This is a genomic window from Bradyrhizobium oligotrophicum S58 (assembly GCF_000344805.1).
GTDB classification, from domain to species: Bacteria; Pseudomonadota; Alphaproteobacteria; order Rhizobiales; family Xanthobacteraceae; genus Bradyrhizobium; species Bradyrhizobium oligotrophicum.
Map to the genome: position 1 here is coordinate 5939941 of NC_020453.1, position 15996 is coordinate 5955936.

General features: G+C 65.6%; 14 protein-coding genes. 6 read left to right on the forward strand and 8 right to left on the reverse strand.

The window, feature by feature from the left end:
* Window positions 1–77: 77 nt before the first annotated feature.
* The 3 genes from S58_RS25695 to S58_RS25705 form a co-directional block, all read right to left on the reverse strand.
* Window positions 78–1106, reverse strand: a complete 1029-nt coding sequence (locus S58_RS25695) for a LacI family DNA-binding transcriptional regulator (RefSeq protein WP_015668310.1) — start codon at window positions 1104–1106, stop codon at window positions 78–80.
* 119 nt (window positions 1107–1225) lie between these two features.
* Complete coding sequence (locus S58_RS25700) at window positions 1226–1558, reverse strand: PAN domain-containing protein (protein WP_015668311.1); 333 nt, start codon at window positions 1556–1558, stop codon at window positions 1226–1228.
* 153 nt (window positions 1559–1711) lie between these two features.
* A complete protein-coding gene (locus S58_RS25705) occupies window positions 1712–3010 on the reverse strand; it encodes a sensor domain-containing diguanylate cyclase (RefSeq protein WP_244440638.1) in 1299 nt (432 codons plus the stop codon).
* A gap of 79 nt (window positions 3011–3089) precedes the next feature.
* Here S58_RS25705 and S58_RS39120 point away from each other — a divergent pair, with 79 nt between their 5' ends.
* On the forward strand, window positions 3090–3383 hold the full coding sequence (locus S58_RS39120) for a hypothetical protein (protein ID WP_244440639.1): 294 nt from the start codon (window positions 3090–3092) through the stop codon (window positions 3381–3383).
* 620 nt (window positions 3384–4003) lie between these two features.
* Here S58_RS39120 and S58_RS25710 read toward each other — a convergent pair.
* From S58_RS25710 to S58_RS25720, 3 genes are all read right to left on the reverse strand, one after another.
* Entirely contained in the window at window positions 4004–5635 is a 1632-nt protein-coding gene (locus tag S58_RS25710) for a tannase/feruloyl esterase family alpha/beta hydrolase (protein ID WP_244440640.1), read from the reverse strand.
* A 129-nt stretch (window positions 5636–5764) separates the two neighbouring features.
* Entirely contained in the window at window positions 5765–6937 is a 1173-nt protein-coding gene (gene pobA, locus S58_RS25715; RefSeq protein WP_015668315.1) for a 4-hydroxybenzoate 3-monooxygenase, read from the reverse strand.
* A 171-nt stretch (window positions 6938–7108) separates the two neighbouring features.
* Window positions 7109–8029, reverse strand: a complete 921-nt coding sequence (locus S58_RS25720; RefSeq protein ID WP_015668316.1) for a helix-turn-helix domain-containing protein — start codon at window positions 8027–8029, stop codon at window positions 7109–7111.
* 133 nt (window positions 8030–8162) lie between these two features.
* On the opposite strand from S58_RS25720, the gene S58_RS25725 reads away from it, so the two are divergent.
* Window positions 8163–9326 (forward strand): cytochrome P450, encoded by a 1164-nt coding sequence (locus S58_RS25725; RefSeq protein WP_015668317.1) that lies wholly within the window; start codon window positions 8163–8165, stop codon window positions 9324–9326.
* Window positions 9327–9701: 375 nt separating this feature from the next.
* Here the strand turns inward: S58_RS25725 and S58_RS25730 are convergent, their stop codons facing one another.
* On the reverse strand, window positions 9702–10820 hold the full coding sequence (locus S58_RS25730; RefSeq protein WP_015668318.1) for an NADH:flavin oxidoreductase: 1119 nt from the start codon (window positions 10818–10820) through the stop codon (window positions 9702–9704).
* Between the two features lie 181 nt (window positions 10821–11001).
* Here S58_RS25730 and S58_RS25735 point away from each other — a divergent pair, with 181 nt between their 5' ends.
* Window positions 11002–11325 carry a winged helix-turn-helix transcriptional regulator gene (locus S58_RS25735; protein WP_042340936.1) on the forward strand — a complete coding sequence of 108 codons (324 nt, stop codon included), beginning with the start codon at window positions 11002–11004 and terminating at the stop codon, window positions 11323–11325.
* 17 nt (window positions 11326–11342) lie between these two features.
* On the opposite strand, the gene S58_RS25740 is transcribed toward S58_RS25735, so the two are convergent.
* Window positions 11343–12803, reverse strand: coding sequence for an AMP nucleosidase (locus tag S58_RS25740; RefSeq protein ID WP_244440641.1), 1461 nt, complete (start codon window positions 12801–12803; stop codon window positions 11343–11345).
* A 278-nt stretch (window positions 12804–13081) separates the two neighbouring features.
* Between S58_RS25740 and S58_RS25745 the strand changes: the two genes are divergently transcribed.
* Genes S58_RS25745 through S58_RS25755 form a run of 3 tightly spaced genes read left to right on the forward strand, consistent with a single transcriptional unit; the run spans window position 13082 to window position 15977 of the window.
* Window positions 13082–13924 carry a shikimate dehydrogenase gene (locus S58_RS25745; RefSeq protein ID WP_015668321.1) on the forward strand — a complete coding sequence of 281 codons (843 nt, stop codon included), beginning with the start codon at window positions 13082–13084 and terminating at the stop codon, window positions 13922–13924.
* 23 nt (window positions 13925–13947) lie between these two features.
* Window positions 13948–14799, forward strand: a complete 852-nt coding sequence (locus tag S58_RS25750) for an amidohydrolase family protein (RefSeq protein WP_015668322.1) — start codon at window positions 13948–13950, stop codon at window positions 14797–14799.
* Window positions 14800–14822: 23 nt separating this feature from the next.
* Window positions 14823–15977 carry an ABC transporter substrate-binding protein gene (locus S58_RS25755; RefSeq protein WP_015668323.1) on the forward strand — a complete coding sequence of 385 codons (1155 nt, stop codon included), beginning with the start codon at window positions 14823–14825 and terminating at the stop codon, window positions 15975–15977.
* Window positions 15978–15996: the final 19 nt, after the last annotated feature.

A 15996-nucleotide genomic window follows, 5' to 3' on the forward strand; every position in this document is an offset into this window, starting at 1 on the left:
CGAAACCAGCGGTCCAATTCTTCTTCCCTGCCTATCCTGCGCTGTGCGCGGCGCTGCAACCGCGCCGCGCCGGCAGCTCACGGCAGGTTGTCCCGCATCACGATGTCGATGCGGATCGTTTCCTGTTCGCTCAGAAGCGCCTCGCCGCGCGCCAGCGCCAGCAGCACGCGCACGGCCGAGCGCGCCTCGTGTCCCGGATTTTGCGAGATCGCCGCATCCATTACGCCCGACAACAGCAGCTTGCGCGTCAGCGCGGTCACGTCGTGGCCGACGAACACGGTCTCGCCGGCGCGGCCGGACTCGGTCAATGCCTTGGCGACACCGGCCGTGCCGGCACCGACATTGTAGAGACCGACGATATCGCGATGCTCGGCCAGCAATTTGCGCATGAGGTTTTCTGAGCGGTCATCTTCGTCATGCCCCTCAGCGACAGGCAAAACCTCAAATTGTCGAAACTCCGCCGCCATCACCTGGCTGAAGCCGAAGATGCGCTCGGCATGATCGCGCAGCGACTGCGAGCCCGCCATGATCGCGACCCGCCCGGTCCTGCCCCCGGCAAAGCGCCCGACGAGCGCGCCGGCGGTGCGGCCGGCGGCGATGTTGTCGATCCCGACATAATGGTGTCGCCGCGACGAGGGCACGTCGGAAACCAAAGTGACGACCTTGGTGCCGGATTCGACGAGATCGTTGATCGCGGCACGCACGCTCGGATGATCGAGCGCGACCACGGCGACGCCGTCGACGCGGCCGACCAGGTCTTCGAGCCGCTCCGCCAGGACAGCCGCATCGAACACGTCCGTTGCCAGCACGTCGACCGAGAGCCGGCGCGCCGCCATCCAGTTTGCGAGCTCACCGAGATGCGCCTGGATCTGCTGCATGAAAGGGTTGCCCCCGGACGGCATCACGAAGGCAAAGCGCCGCGAGCGCGCCCTCGCCAACTCCGAGGCTGCCGCATGCGGCTGGAACGCACTGCGCGCCATCGCGTCCTTGACGCGCCGAACCGTGTCGGGCCGTACGCCCGGCCGATTGTGCAACACACGGTCGACGGTGGCGAGGCTGACGCCTGCCTGCCGCGCAATGTCCCGCAATGTCAGCGGTGCGTTCATGCTCCTCCCCTTCGGGTTGAGGAACTTAGCGCGTTTTTTGAGGTACGCAACTCATTTCTGAGGGGCACACCTCCGGGGCTCCCGGACCGACGGGATGACGTTGCTCGAGAACCTGGCGCCTAGTCGATCCTCTGGCCGCCCGATACGCCGGAAATACAGCACGGATTGGCCCGCGCGCGCGGCACGATGCTCTTCAGCCAGCACCGTGCGGGCGGCTGCTGCAGCCCGTGCCAGTTGGCCGGCGCCTTGACGTAGGTCCAGGCGCGGCACCGCGGCATCTCGCGATTGCAGGTCTGCCGGCAGGCCTGCGCATCCTCATAGGTGTCGAAGCTGCGGTAGTCGGCGCCGGGCCGATCGATGTTGGTGGAAAAAGCGTCCTGCGCCGACGCGGGGTCGAACTGTCCAAAGGTGATCAAGACCACCGACGCGACGATCAAGTGACGAAGATGCATGGCAAACTCCCGTCAACCTGGGCGGACAAATAAGAGCCCCTCGAGGCCATTTGTCAAACGCAGCCTGCGCTCCGTCACCCTGCGCGATGTCAGCGCTCCCGACGTCGTCAACAGCAGCGATCTCAATCCTCGGACTCGGCAAGCCCGCATCAACTACACGAAGGCGACCTCGATCCGCTTGTCGGAGCGCGAGGTCATGCGGCAGGCCCGGGAGAAACCGTCGCTGGCGATTGCGAGCTTGAAGTGCTCGGGCACGTCGGCCATCGAGATCACGTCGAGCGACGCCGCCGTCTCGGACAGCGCCCGAACCGTGCAATCGAAGGACGACCGTCCTGCATTGAACGCGATCTGTCCCGCCTTGAACACCCGCCGCAGCGAAGGCGCGATCGATGGCGCTGCCTCGACCCATGCGACGCCCCGGTTCCGGCCACTGTCCTTCGCCGAATACATCGCCAGATCGGCACGCTCCAGCAGAGCCTCGAATCGCAGCCCGCGAGCGAGATCCGCCGCGCCAAAGCTGGCCGTGACGCGGATCGGTCCGCATGGACTTTCGATCGCAAGGCCCGCGATCGCCATCCGCACCTTTTCGAGCACCGCGAGGCCGTCGCGGAGACCCGTATGCGGCAGGAGGACACCGAACTCCTCCCCGCCAAGACGGCCGATGGCGTCCGAGGCTCGCAGTACGGCCCGGCAGGCCTCGACCACCCTGGATAGGACGAGATCGCCGACGGCGTGGCCGTAGCTGTCGTTCACCAGCTTGAAGTGATCGATGTCGATCAGGGCGCAGGTGAGCTTCTGTCCGTGCCGCTCGGCGAGCGCCCGCAAACGCTCGCCTTCGTTGCGGAAGGCGCGGCGCGACAGCGCGCCGGTCAGGCCGTCGCGCATGCTCAGATTGCGCAGCATCAGCTCGTCGACGGCAATCGCAGCGAGATCCTTCAGCACGTCCACATCATGGGCACTGAACTCACGCGGCGTCGTATCCATGACGCACAAGGTGCCGATATTGACGCCGGAGATGCGAAGCTGCGCGCCGGCATAGAATCGAATGAAGGGCCTGCCGTGGACGAGCACATTATCCGCCAAGCGCTCGTCCCGATGCGTGTCGGGGATGATCAGGGGCTCGAGCTCCCTGATCGCATAGTTGCACAGCGCCGGCCGGCGCTCGCCCTCGCGATCCGCCATGCCCACGGCCGACTTGAACCATTGGCGATGGCCGTCGATCAAGGTCAGCGTCGACATCGGGACGCCGAAGATCTTCCGGCACAGCCCGGTGAGACGATCGAACGCGACCTCACTGGGCGTATCGAGAATGTCGAGTTCCGCGAGAGCTTCCAGGCGGCGCGCATCGTCATCATGGACTGACATCGGCAACTCCTCGCCGATACCCTGCCGCGGGCGACTTAACGCCGGATTTAAGAGAAGTATGAGGGAACTCCTAACAGGATCGCGCAAACCGGGAACCGAGCCAAGGACCGGACGGACGCGATGGCACGACGCCCCAGCCACGTGCTGGTTGAGGCGGACGCCAGGAATGTCCGGACCCGAGGCGGGCCGAGCGCCCGGGAAGAGCCCGACCTCCGGTTCGGGCAAGATCAGCCGCGATGGGATCGGGCGTCGCCTCTTCAGTTTTTCGGCATTTCGAAAAGAAAACTCTTTCGCTTTTTCGGAATATGTGTTTATCTCCCGGCCATCCCGCCTCAACGAGAGGGGCGTTGCGCGCGATCGTCACGACACGCGAGGCGGGGATGCGGTGGCCGCGAGAGATCGCAGCATTCTCTTCGACGAGGGTGCCGACGAACGATCGCTTGCGGACGTGAAGTCGTAGCGTCCTGATACCCCGATGCTGGTATCAACCTGGCGCAATGCGAGCGCATTGCGCTGGGGATGGTGGCCAAAAAGCCGGCGCACCAGGGAGACTGCGTATAAGCGTGAAGACCATCGCGCAGGGAATGCCGGTTACGGCTGCACCTGTGGTACCTGCCGCCTGCATTCTTTTCGCAGGCGGGCCATGGGTGAGGCCTTCACCCGGCATTCCCTGCGCCCTCTGCATTTCCGGAGGGACGAACTGATCGCAGAGCTCGGGCCTGATCGGCCGCGAGATTACGTGCTCATGTCGATCGCTGTTTGAGCCGTGAAGCAGCTCCACCCACCGCTGTCGTCCCGGGCAAGCCGTGACGTGCAAGGCGCGTCGCGGCGCCGACCCGGGACCCATACGCCGCGGCCGATGTGGGGCGCGAGATAGCAACTACCAGCCTGCCTCAAACCACTCCCTGGGGTTATGGGTCCCGGCGTTCGCCGGGACGACAGCGGGGTTTGTGGCACAAGCGTTCCGTCTCACCATGCGTCATTGCGAGCGCAATGACGAGGAGAGATGCACCGAAGGAGAGATGCAATGACGGAGGAGAGACGATGCATTATCCTCACGCCCTCCTCCACCCTGCCCCGCTACGGCGCGCAACTGAAGCTCGCGGCCTGCTCGACCGGACCCGATTTGTAGCGCGGCCAGGCCGGCCAGCGGCACAACGGCAGGCTGCGCGTGACCGTGAACGCCGGCGCTTCGATCTTCTGCTCCGCGACATGCAGATCGCCCGGCGCCTTGCTGGTCTCGACCCAGTCCACCAGCACGCTCAGCATGTCGACATTGGCCGGCGCGCCGTTGCCGACGTGATCGACGCCCGGCGCGGTGTAGAGCCGCACGAACGCCGAGGTCTCCGCCTTGCCGAGCTTGCGCTCCACGCTCTCGAAATAGCGGATGCCGGCATAGGGGCTCTGCGCGTAGTCGGCCAGATGCTCGAGCATCACCAGCTTGCCGCCATGGTCGCGGAAGCGGCTGAGATCGGGATCGGTGGAGTCCATCAGCTGCGAGACCTGCAGCAGACGGTCCTTGTAATCCTCCGGCCGATATCTGGTGACATCGAGCTTCGGATCGCGCGCGAATACATATTGCGTGCCGCCGGCGCCGAACACCCAGGCGATGCCGTTGGCGGGCGTCGGTGGCTGCGTCGGCGCCGCCTTGCCGAGCCACCACGAGATCCACCCGCCGGCCGAGGCGAAGCCCTCGGTGTCCTCGCCGGAGACGCCCCAGCCCGGATAATCGTCGAGCCCGTTGGCCAGGGCAAACGAGAACTTGTAGGGCGCGTGCAAGGTCGTGATCGCCTGGATCTGCGCATCGTTCAGACAGGCGTCGCCACTCTTGCCGTCGGGGCAGCGCAGGCTCTCCGGCTTGAAGCTCGCCTTGCAGCCGACGGCGTCGGCGACCAGCCCGTCCTCGACGCCATCAGCCTTGTCGCAGCTCTTGCGCACAGCATCCGCCACCAGCTTGACCTGCGCCGGGCTGATCCATCCCTCGCCCATCGTGACCAGCCCGCCACGCGTGCCGGCATGCTGCAGCCCGACCCAGTTGATCACGGGCACGCGGGCAAAGATGCCGTCGAAATCGTCGGGATAGCGCTGCGCCATGGTCAGCGCCTCGCGGCCGCCCTCGGAGGAGCCCATGAAGTACATTCGTTCCGGCGTCCTGCCGTAGGCACGCTGGACAATGGCAACGGCCGCATCGCGCACCTTCTTGTAGGCAACGTGCGCGAAGTTCTCGAACGCCTCGTCGTTGAGCGCGAAGGTCTGCGGCGGCTCGCCCGGCTTCGCCTCATGGCCGGAATCGGTGCCGTAGGTGACGAAGCCGCGCGCGAGCGGCGAAGGCTTGTCGAACGGATAGGCCGGCGGCAGGCCGAGCCCCGTGATCAGGACGCCGTTGAAACCGCCGCCGCCATATTGCAGCGAGCGGCCGTTCCAGTCGCTGGGAAGATTGACCTCGAACTTGATTGGAGGCGCCGCCGGATCCTTCGGCTCGATATGCCCGAGCACCTTGCAGAAGGCGGGATTGGCCGGAACGACACGCGCGGCCGGCGAGCCCGCCTTTTCGGCGACGGACAACTCCGACGGTGTCTGCATCGCGGCCGTATCGATCCGCACCGCGCCATCGGACATGCCGGCCAATCCGCTACAGGTCGTCGCGGCGTCGCCGAGCCAGGTTGCGGCGCTAGCGCAAGACAGCCCGGTCAGCGAGCTCAAAACAGCCATTGCGCTCGCGCGAGGCAAGCTCGTCCATCTCATGGTCAGTTCCTTCCCTCGACGGTCCCGTTGGGCCGGGACCTCTCATCCGCGCCGAGCCAGCGCGGATTCGCTTCGGCTGTTGTAGCAGGCCTTCAGCTAGAACGGCAGCCCGACATAGTTCTCCGCCAGCGACCGCTGCGCCGCCTCGGAGGAGAACAGGTAGGCGAGCTCGGTGTCCTGCAGCCTGTCGTCGTAGGACAGCCGGTCGGGGAAGCGATGCAGCAGCGTCGTCATCCACCAGGAGAAGCGCTGCGCCTTCCAGATCCGAGCCAGCGCGCGCTGCGAATAGCCGTCGATGCCGGTGTCGTCGCCCTTTTTGTAGTGATCGAGCAGCGCGTGGTAGAGATAATAGATGTCGGACGCGGCCGAGTTCAGCCCGCGCGCGCCGGTCGGCGGCACGATGTGGGCGGCGTCGCCGGCAAGGAACAGCCGGCCATAGCGCATCGGCTCGGCGACGAAGCTGCGCAGCGGCGCGATGCTCTTCTCGATCGACGGCCCCGTGATCAGCTTGGCGGCGACCTCGGCCGGCAGGCGGCGCTTCAGCTCCTCCCAGAACGCATCGTCGCTCCAGTCCTCGACCTTGTCGGTGAGCGGCACCTGGACGTAGTAGCGGCTCAGCACCTGCGAACGCAGCGAGCACAGCGCGAAGCCCCGCTCGTGCTTGGCGTAGATCAGCTCCGGCGACACCGGCTTGGTGCGCGACAGCACGCCGAGCCAGCCGAACGGGTAGACCCGCTCGAATTCCTTCAGCCTGTCGTGCGGGATCGATTTGCGGCTGACGCCATGAAAGCCGTCGGCGCCGATGATGTAGTCGCAGTCGACGCGGATCACCTCGTCGCCGCTGCGATAGGTCACGTAGGGCTTGTCGGAGGCGATGTCGTGCGGCGTCACGTCGGCCGCGTTGTGCACGACCTTGCCGCCGAGCTTGTCGCGGGCCTCGTAGAGATCGCGCGTCAGCTCGGTCTGGCCATACACCATCACCGAATTGCCGCCGGAATATTTGTGCAGGTCGACGCGGTCGAGCTTGCCGTCATGGGCGATGTAGAAGCCGTGATGGATCTCGCCCTCGCGGTCCATGCGCTCGCCGCATTGCGCCTCGCGCATCAGCTCGGCGAAGCCGTGCTCGAGCACGCCGGCGCGGATGCGCGACAGCACGTAGTCGCGGCTCGACTTCTCCAGGATGATCGTGTCGATGCCCTGCAGGTGCAGGAGCTGCGACAGCATCAGGCCCGAGGGGCCGCCGCCGATGATGCAGACTTGGACTTTCATGGGCGTGTTCTCCCGGATTCGCGCAAACGCGGTTGTTGTGTTTGCTTTTCAGTCGCGGATTCTAGCAAGAAACGCGCTTTGTCACTTGGATGGACGCTGCATTCTCTTGCACTTTTCCGACACCATGCCGCGCTGCAAAAGGAGCGTGACGGCGGTATCCGGCTGCGCCGCTCAGTGCGCCGCAAGCGCGGTGCTGTCACTAACGCCCATCGCACGGCGGTAGTCGCGCGGGCTCGCCCCGGTATGGCGCTTGAAGAAACGGCAGAAATAGGCCGGGTCCTTGAAGCCGAGCTCGAACGCCAGCTTCGAGACCGGCGCTGCAATATAGGTGAGCCGCCGGCACGCCTCGCGCGCGAGCCGCGCATGGACGATGTCGAGCGCGGACTGGCCGGTCTCGGCCCGCGTCAACCGGTTGAGCCGCTCCGGCGTCATGCCGAGCTCGTCGGCATAGCGCGCCACCGACCAGTGATCGCGGTGACGCGCCTCGACCAGCACGATGAAGCGCGTGAACAGATCAGCATGCCCGCTGCCGCGCCGCGCGCCCTGCGACTGCCGCGCGCTCTGCTGCGCCAGGCGCCACACGATCGATCGTCCGAGCCAATGCGGCACCGGCGACGCCGCGGAATCGGCGGCGGCGAACTCATCGGCAAGGTCGACGAACAGCGCGCCGATCCGGCCCGTCGCAACGGCCTGCGGCTCCAGATGAAGGATTTGCGGCGCTGCAAACAAGTCGCGCAACGCCTCGCCGGTCGCCGGCACGTCGCCCTCGATCACGGCCCGCGGGTTGAACGTCAGCACATGGCCGTCGGTGTCGCGCGAGAAACGGAAGGCGTGGACCACGCCGGGGGGAATGATCACGGCGACCGGACCGGTGCAGCGCTCGCGGCTTTCGTCCAAGGCGATCTCCGCCGGGCCGGAGGCGACCCAGAGGATCTGGTGCAGGCCCTGATGGGTATGGGCCTCGATCTCCCAGCGATAGAGCTTGCTGCGCACCTGGATCGGCTCGATGTGCAGCATGTCCGGCTGTGCGGCGGAGGCCTCGCCGTACAGCGCGAACGCGGGGATCGACGGCTTGGTGCGAAAGCGCGGCATGAGCGTGAGCTAAACCAGAATGTCGGAAAAGTGCAAGTCTTGACCGGCGTTCGTGTCTCACGCCGCGGCCACGGCTCGGCTAGATCAGTGAAAAGAACAACAATGACCACACTCAATGGAGAGGAGGCCCAAGATGTTCACGTTCGACCCCTATTCGCCCGCGGTCGATGCCGACCCGTTCCCGTTCTACAAGACCCTGCGCGACGAGCACCCCTGCTTCTGGAGCCCTCAGGCTCAAGTGTGGATCCTGTCGCGCTATGCCGATGTCGCGGCGGCCGGCACCAACTGGCAGACCTATTCCTCCGCCAAGGGCAACCTGATGACCGAGCTGCCGAACCGCGCCGGCGCGACGCTCGGCACCACCGATCCGCCGCGCCACGACCGGCTGCGCGGCCTCGTCCAGCACGCCTTCATGAAGCGCAATCTCGAGAGCCTGTCCGGTCCCATTCGCGACATCGCGCGCGACAGCGCCGAGGCGCTGCGCGGCCAGGACCGCTTCGACTTCATCGAGGCCTTCTCCTCGAAGTTCACGGTGCGCGTGCTGTTCGCAGCGCTGGGACTGCCGCTCGGTGACGAGCAGACGGTGCGCGACAAGGCGGTGCTGATGGTGCAGAGCGATCCGGTGAGCCGCGCCAAGGGACCGCAGCACATCGCGGCCTACAATTGGATGCAGGACTACGCGGCCGGCATCATTGCCGAACGGCGCGCGCGACCGCAGAACGATCTGATCTCGCATTTCAGCATGGCCGAGATCGACGGCGACAAGCTCGACGAGCGCGAGGTGCTGCTGACCACGACGACCTTGATCATGGCCGGCATCGAGTCCCTCGGCGGCTTCATGAGCATGCTGGCCTACAACCTTGCCGATCACGCCGAGGCGCGCCAGGCCGTGGTCGCCAATCCCGATCTGCTGGCAGATGCCGTGGAGGAGTCGCTGCGCTTCAACACCTCGGCCCAGCGCTTCCGCCGCTGCCTGCAGAAGGACGTCCCCCTGCACGGCCAGACCATGCGCGAGGGCGATTTCGTCTGCCTCGCCTACGGCTCCGCCAATCGCGACGAACGCCAGTTCGCCAATCCCGATGTCTACGACATCAGGCGCAAACCGCGCGGCCATCTCGGCTTCGGCGGCGGCGTGCACGCCTGCCTTGGCTCCGCGATCGCGCGCATGGCAATCAAGATCGCCTTCGACGAGTTGCACAAGGTGGTGCCGAACTATCGCCGTACCCAGGAGCAGCTGCCCTGGATGCCGTCCTCGACGTTCCGCAGCCCGATGTATCTGGAGTTGGCGGTGCATTGATCAGGAGACGCGGCAGGCGTCGAACGAGATATGAGGAGAATGACTTGGCTTCGGCGCGTAGACCATCTCCCTCGTAGGAGAGAGGTAGGAACATCTCATGGCGAACGCAGTGCACCCTCCCTCCTTGCGGGAGAGGGTGCACTGAGATGCGAAGCATCGCAGGCGGGTGAGGGTCTGCATCCGCATGCGCTTATGCGGAGAGAGCCCCCTCACCCGGCTCGCATTTCGCTCCGCTCATGCGCTCCACCCTCTCCCGCAAGGCGAGAGGGTACACCGATCGGGTGGTTACTGATCGAATCCAACTAACGCCGCAGCCCGTCTAGGGCCGCGAGAGGAGAACTCGAACAAACCCACATGACCGAGCCCATCAGCAGCTCAAACCAGCTCACCCAGATCGGCGGCGTTGAAGCCCTTGAGCCCCGCCTTGTCACCCGACTTGATCTTGGCGACCCAGTCGGAATCGCTGATCAGCGCGCGGCCGACGGCGATGAGATCGAACTCGTCCTTGGCCATGCGCTCCAGCAGCGCGTCGAGATCGGCCGTCGTCGACGGTTTGCCGGCGAACGCCGAGAAGAAGTCACCGGCGAGGCCAACCGAGCCGACGCTGATGGTTGCGGCGCCGGTGATCTTCTTGGCCCAGCCCGCGAAGTTGAGCCCCTTGTCGCCGTCGACATCCGGGAATTCCGGTTCCCAGAAGCGCCGCTGCGAGCAGTGCAGGATATCGACGCCGGCATCGACCAGCGGCTGCAGCCAGTCGGCCATCAGCGCCGGGGTTTCGGCGAGACGGGCCGCATAGTCCTGCTGCTTCCATTGGCTGACGCGCAGGATGATCGGGAAATCGGAGCCGACGGCCTTGCGGATCGCGGCGACGATCTCGCCGGCGAAGCGCGAGCGCTCCTTGATGGTCGGGCCGCCATAGCGGTCCTCGCGCTTGTTGGTGCCCGACCAGAAGAACTCGTCCACCAGATAGCCGTGCGCGCCGTGAACCTCGACCGTGTCGAAGCCGATCCGCTTGGCGTCAACAGCAGCCTGCGCGAAAGCCGCGACGGTGTCGGCGATGTCGTTCTCGGTCATCGTGTTGCCGCGCGGCTTGTCCGGCGCAACCAGCCCGGACGGGCTCTCGACCGGCGCGTCGGGCTCCCAGCGGCTCATGCCCTTCGTCGAGCCGGTATGCCAGATCTGCGGCCCCATGCGGCCGCCGGCGGCGTGCACGGCGCTCGCGATGCTCTGCCAGCCGGCCAGCGCTGCGTCGCCATGGAAGAACGGGATGCCTGGCTCGTTGCGCGACGCCGGGCGGTTGATGACGGTCCCTTCGGACAGGATCAGCCCCACCCCGCCTTCGGCGCGGCGGCGGTAATAGGCGGTGTTGGCCTCGCCGGGAATTCCCTTCGGCGCCGCATTGCGCGTCATCGGCGCCATGACGATGCGGTTCTTCAGCTCCAGCGTCTTCAGACGAAACGGACGAAACAGCACGCTGGTATCGAGGTCGGACATTCAGGGAGCTCCATTGCGTTCGGAACCGCTCCAGTATACTTCGTAAACCTGAAGTCAATCAGGCACCCGAAGTCGCTCAGGTATACCCGAGGAAACCACCATCGTGACCGATGTGTCGACGTCCGAGACCGCCCCGCCTCGCTGCAAGCCGCAGCACTTCTCCTCGGAATGCCCGAGCCGGGTGCTGATCGACCAGATCGCCGACAAATGGTCGATGATGGTGTTGGCCGTGCTCGACTCCGGGCCGCTGCGCTTCAACGCGATCAAGAAGCAGCTCGAGGGCGTGACCCAGAAGGCGCTGACTCAATGCCTGCGCCGTCTCGAGCGCAACGGCCTGGTGGCACGCGAGGTGATCGCGGACTCGCCGGTCGCGGTCCAATACGAGATCACGCCACTCGGCCGCACCTTGCAGCCGCCGTTCCGCGCGCTCTATGCCTGGACGATCGCCAAGATGCCGGAGGTCGAGCAGGCACGTCAGGCCTTCGACCAGCGCCGGGCGCGCTGATCCGAAGCAGCCGCGCGCTACTGAAACGCGACCTCGGCGAAGCTGCGCAGCTTGCGCGAATGCAGCCGTTCCGACTCCTGGTGCTTCAACAGCTCCAGCGCCTTCAGGCCGATCTGGAGGTGCTGGCCGACGCGCTGCCGGTAGAAATCGCTGGCCATGCCGGCGAGCTTGATCTCGCCATGCAGCGGCTTGTCGGAGACGCAGAGCAAGGTGCCGTAGGGCACGCGGAAGCGATAGCCGTTGGCGGCGATGGCGGCCGACTCCATGTCGAGCGCGACGGCCCGCGACTGCGACAGCCGGCGGATCACGGCGGGGCCGGAGATCTCCCAGTTGCGGTTGTCGACGCTGGCGACCGTGCCGGTGCGCATCACCCGCTTCAGCTCGAAGCCGGAATAGCCGGTCACCGTCTCCACAGCCTCTTCGAGCGCGACCTGCACCTCGGCCAGCGCCGGGATCGGCACCCAGGGCGGCAGCTCCTGGTCGAGCACGTGGTCCTCGCGGACGTAGCCGTGGGCGAGCACGTAGTCGCCGAGCCGCTGCGTGTTGCGCAGACCCGCGCAGTGTCCGACCATCAGCCAGGCGTGCGGACGCAATACCGCGATGTGATCGGTGACGTTGCGCGCATTCGACGGGCCGGTGCCGATGTTGATCAGCGTGATGCCCTGATGCCCCGGCTCGACCAGATGAAGCGCCGGCATCTGCGGCGTGCGCGCCGGCGCCGACCCCGTCGTGCCGCCGCCGAGGCGCCCATTGCGGGTGATGACATTGCCGGGCTCGACGAACGCCTCGGCGGCGCCCTGCCCGGCCGCGAGCTGCTGGCGGCCCCAATCGGCGAAGGCCTCGACATAGAACTGATAGTTCGTGAAGATCACGAAGTTCTGGAAGTGGTCCGGATCGGTCCCTGTGTAGTGATAGAGCCGGCGCAGCGAGTAGTCGACGCGCGCAGCGCGGAACAGCGACAACGGCTCGGGCATGTCCGGCTTGAGCTTGAGCGTGCCATCGGCGATGGCGTCGTCCATCGTGGCGAGATCCGGCGCATCGAACACGTCGCGCAGCGAGCGCGTCACCAGCGGGCTCTCGTGATGCGGCAGCGCCGTCTCGATGTTGATGTCGCGCCGATAGGCGAAATGCACCGGGATCGGCTCGGCCGACTCGCCGATCTCGACCGGCACGCCATGGTTTTCGATCAGCAGGCGGATCTGCTCGGTCAGATAGGAGCGGAACAGATCCGGGCGCGTCACGCTGGTCTCGTGGACGCCCGGCCCGGCAACGAAGCCATAGGCCAGCCGCGAGTCGAGCCGCGCGTGGCTCGACGTGGTCAGACGAACGAATGGATAAGTCGCCCGGATCCGCGTCGCCGGCACGACGCCATTGGCATAGGCCTCGAAGTGCCCGCGCAGGAACGCGGTATTGCGCTCGTAGATGTCTTCGAGGCGCGCCACCGCCGCAGCTGCATCGGTGAAACTTTCGGTGGCCATGGGTGGCGGCGATTGCACGGTCAATGGCGATCCTTTGGGTCCGGTCGGAATTCGCCGGGTAGACGGGCGGCGAGAGGTGAATCATCGCCCCCGTTTTGCCCGAGCGAGGGCTCCGCGATGGTGCACCCGAACGGCGCATCGAGGCAACGATGCACTGCATTGCGAGAGGATATTATGTCTGAATGTTTCAATTGCCTGTGTGGATCATTGATCATAAGACGGATTCGTCATCGGCCGGGACAGGTCGAGGTCTGAAGGGTGGGAGGTCGTAGCGCAGCATGTCGCACGCGAACGGATTCGGATTGGCCGGCGTCATCGGCATGCCCGTCACTCACTCCCGCTCTCCCGCGATCCACAATTTCTGGCTCAACGCGCACAACCTGCGCGGCACCTATGTGCCGCTGGCGGTTCAGCCGGAGCGACTCAAGGATGCCCTTGTCGGGCTGGTGGCGCTTGGCTTTCGCGGCTGCAACGTCACCATGCCGCACAAGCAGACCGCGATGGCGCTGCTCGATCGGGTCAACGACACCGCGCGTCGCATCGGCGCCGTGAACACCATCGTCGTCGAAGCGGACGGCACGCTGAGCGGCTTCAACAATGACGGCAACGGCTTCGTTCAGAGCCTGCGCGATGCGAGACCGGACTGGCGCGCCGACAAAGGCCCGATTCTGCTGCTCGGTGCCGGCGGCGCCGCGCGCGCCGTGGTGGTTGCGCTGCTCGAGAACGGTGCCCGCGACATCCGCATCAGTAACCGCACTGCCGAGAAGGCGCAGGCCATCGCGACCGAGTTCGGATCGGCCATCAGCACGGTGGCGTGGGACGATCGCTCCGCGGCCGTCGCAGATGCCGCGCTGCTGATCAACAGCACCGATCGCGGCATGATCGGCAAGCCGTCGCTGGAGATCGATCTGGGGCGACTCTCAGCCAGGACGCTCGTGGCAGACTTGATCTACACCCCGCTCGAAACGCCCTTTCTGGCAGATGCGCGTGCCCGCGGCTGTACGACTGTGAACGGGCTCGGCCTGCTGCTCAACCAGGCACGTCTCGCCTTCAAGGCCTGGTTCGGCGTGCTGCCCGACGTCACGCCCGAGTTGATCAAGGCCATTCAAGCGACGTTCTGAACGTCGGTCAGGAACAGTCGACCATGGCACTTCCGGTAAGCCCGAGGATCGACTGCCACATCCACGTCACCGACCCCGCCCGCTTTCCCTATGCGACGGACACGCCATACCGTCCGAGCGGTCAGGAGATCGCGCCTGCCGCGCATCTCATCCGCGTGCTCGATGTCTTCGACGTGCGCCATGCGCTGATCGTGGCGACCAATTCTGGCTATGGTTCGGACAGCCGCATCCTGCTCGATACGCTCCAACTCGGAAACGGGCGGTTCAAGGGCGTCGCGGTCGTCGAGAAGGGTGTCGAGATCAAGGAGCTGCAACGGCTCAAGGCCGCCGGCGTCATCGGCATCGCCTTCAACGTGCCGTTTCACGGCACCGACTATTACCGCGATGCCGCAGCGCTGCTGGAGAAGCTGGCCGACCTCGACCTGTTCCTGCAGGTCCAGGTCGAGCAGGATCAGCTGCTCGACCTGCTGCCGCTCATTGAAAGGTCAAAAGTCCGTCTCGTGTTCGATCACTGCGGCCGGCCTGCCGTCGAACATGGGCTGGAACGCGCCGCCTTCCAGGCGCTGCTCGCGCTCGGCCGCGAGCGTGATGCCTTTGTGAAGCTATCCGGCACCTACAAGTTCGCGCGGCAGCCCTATCCCTACGCCGATACGTGGCCGTTCATCGCCGCGCTCGTCGATGCCTTCACGCTCGATCGTTGCGTCTGGGGCTCGGACTGGCCGTTTCTGCGCGCGCCCGAACGCCTCGATTACGGGCCGCTGCTGGCCGGCATCACCGCGATCTTTCCAGATCCCAACGATCAGCATCGGCTGCTATGGCGAACGCCATCGCGGCTGCTGGGCTTTGCAGAGACACCGATGAGTTCGTCACCATAAGAAAAAATAAGGGGGAGGATATCGTGAGACATCTGGGACGACTGAGCGGCGTTGCGCTGGCCGCTTCGCTGTGGGGCTTTCATGCGCATGCCGAGAACACGGTCTACATTCCGGACGTGGTCGAGCTGTCCGGTCCAGGTGCCGTATCGGGCACGAACTGGCGCGACGGCGTTGCGCTCGCCGTCGACGAGCTCAACGCGGCCGGCGGCATTCTGGGCCGCAAGATCGCAACCGAGCATCTCGACACCCAGAGCAATCCCGGCGTCTCGCGCGCCCAGGTCCAGAAGGTGCTCGATCGCGAGCCTTATGTCGTGCTTGGTCCGATCTACTCCGGCTCGGTCAAGGTCAACATGGCGCTGACCCAGCAGGCGGAGGTGCCGCAGATCGTCGGCGCCGAGGCCGCTGATATCACCACCCAAGGCAATCCCTGGATCTTCCGCACCGCCTTCGGACAGCAGTTCAGCATGCCGAAGATCGCCAATTACCTGCACGACCAGCTGAAGGTGAAATCGGTCGCGGTGGTCTGGGTCAACAACGATTTCGGCAAGGGCGGCCACGACAGCTTCGTCAAGGAGATGAAGACAAGAGGCATCGAGGTGGTGTCGGATATCTCGACCGAGCAGGGCCAGGTGGATTTCGGCTCGGACGTGATCAAGTTGAAGAACGTCAAAGCCGACGCCGCCTTCGTCTACACCAACGAGGAGGAAAGCGCGCGCTTCCTGATCGAAGCCAAGCGGCAGGGATTGTCGGTGCCGCTGTTCGGCGAGACCACGCTGCTGAGCCAGAAGGTCGTGGAGCTGGCAGGTGCTGCTGCCAATGGCGTCCGGGGCCATGTCGGCCTCAGCGCGGATGCGCCGATCCCCGCAATTCAGGAATTTGCAAGAAAGTTCACCCAGCGCTACCGCTACGCGCCGGACCACAACGGGATCAAGGGCTACACCGCCGTCTACCTCGTCAAATACGTGACCGAGATGATCGGCAAGTTCGACGGCCACGCCTTCGGCGCCACCATGAAGGGGCTGACGCTGACGCCCGACAAGGCACCGGGGATGCTGATGGAAGCGAGCTGGGACCAGAATGGCGACATCGATCGCGAGAGCTTCCTGGCCGAGATCGTGGACGGCAAGCAGAAGATCGTGGCGACGCTGCCCAAGCTGAAGCCGTCGAAGGCGCCATAGGCGCGCGGCGGACGCAGTC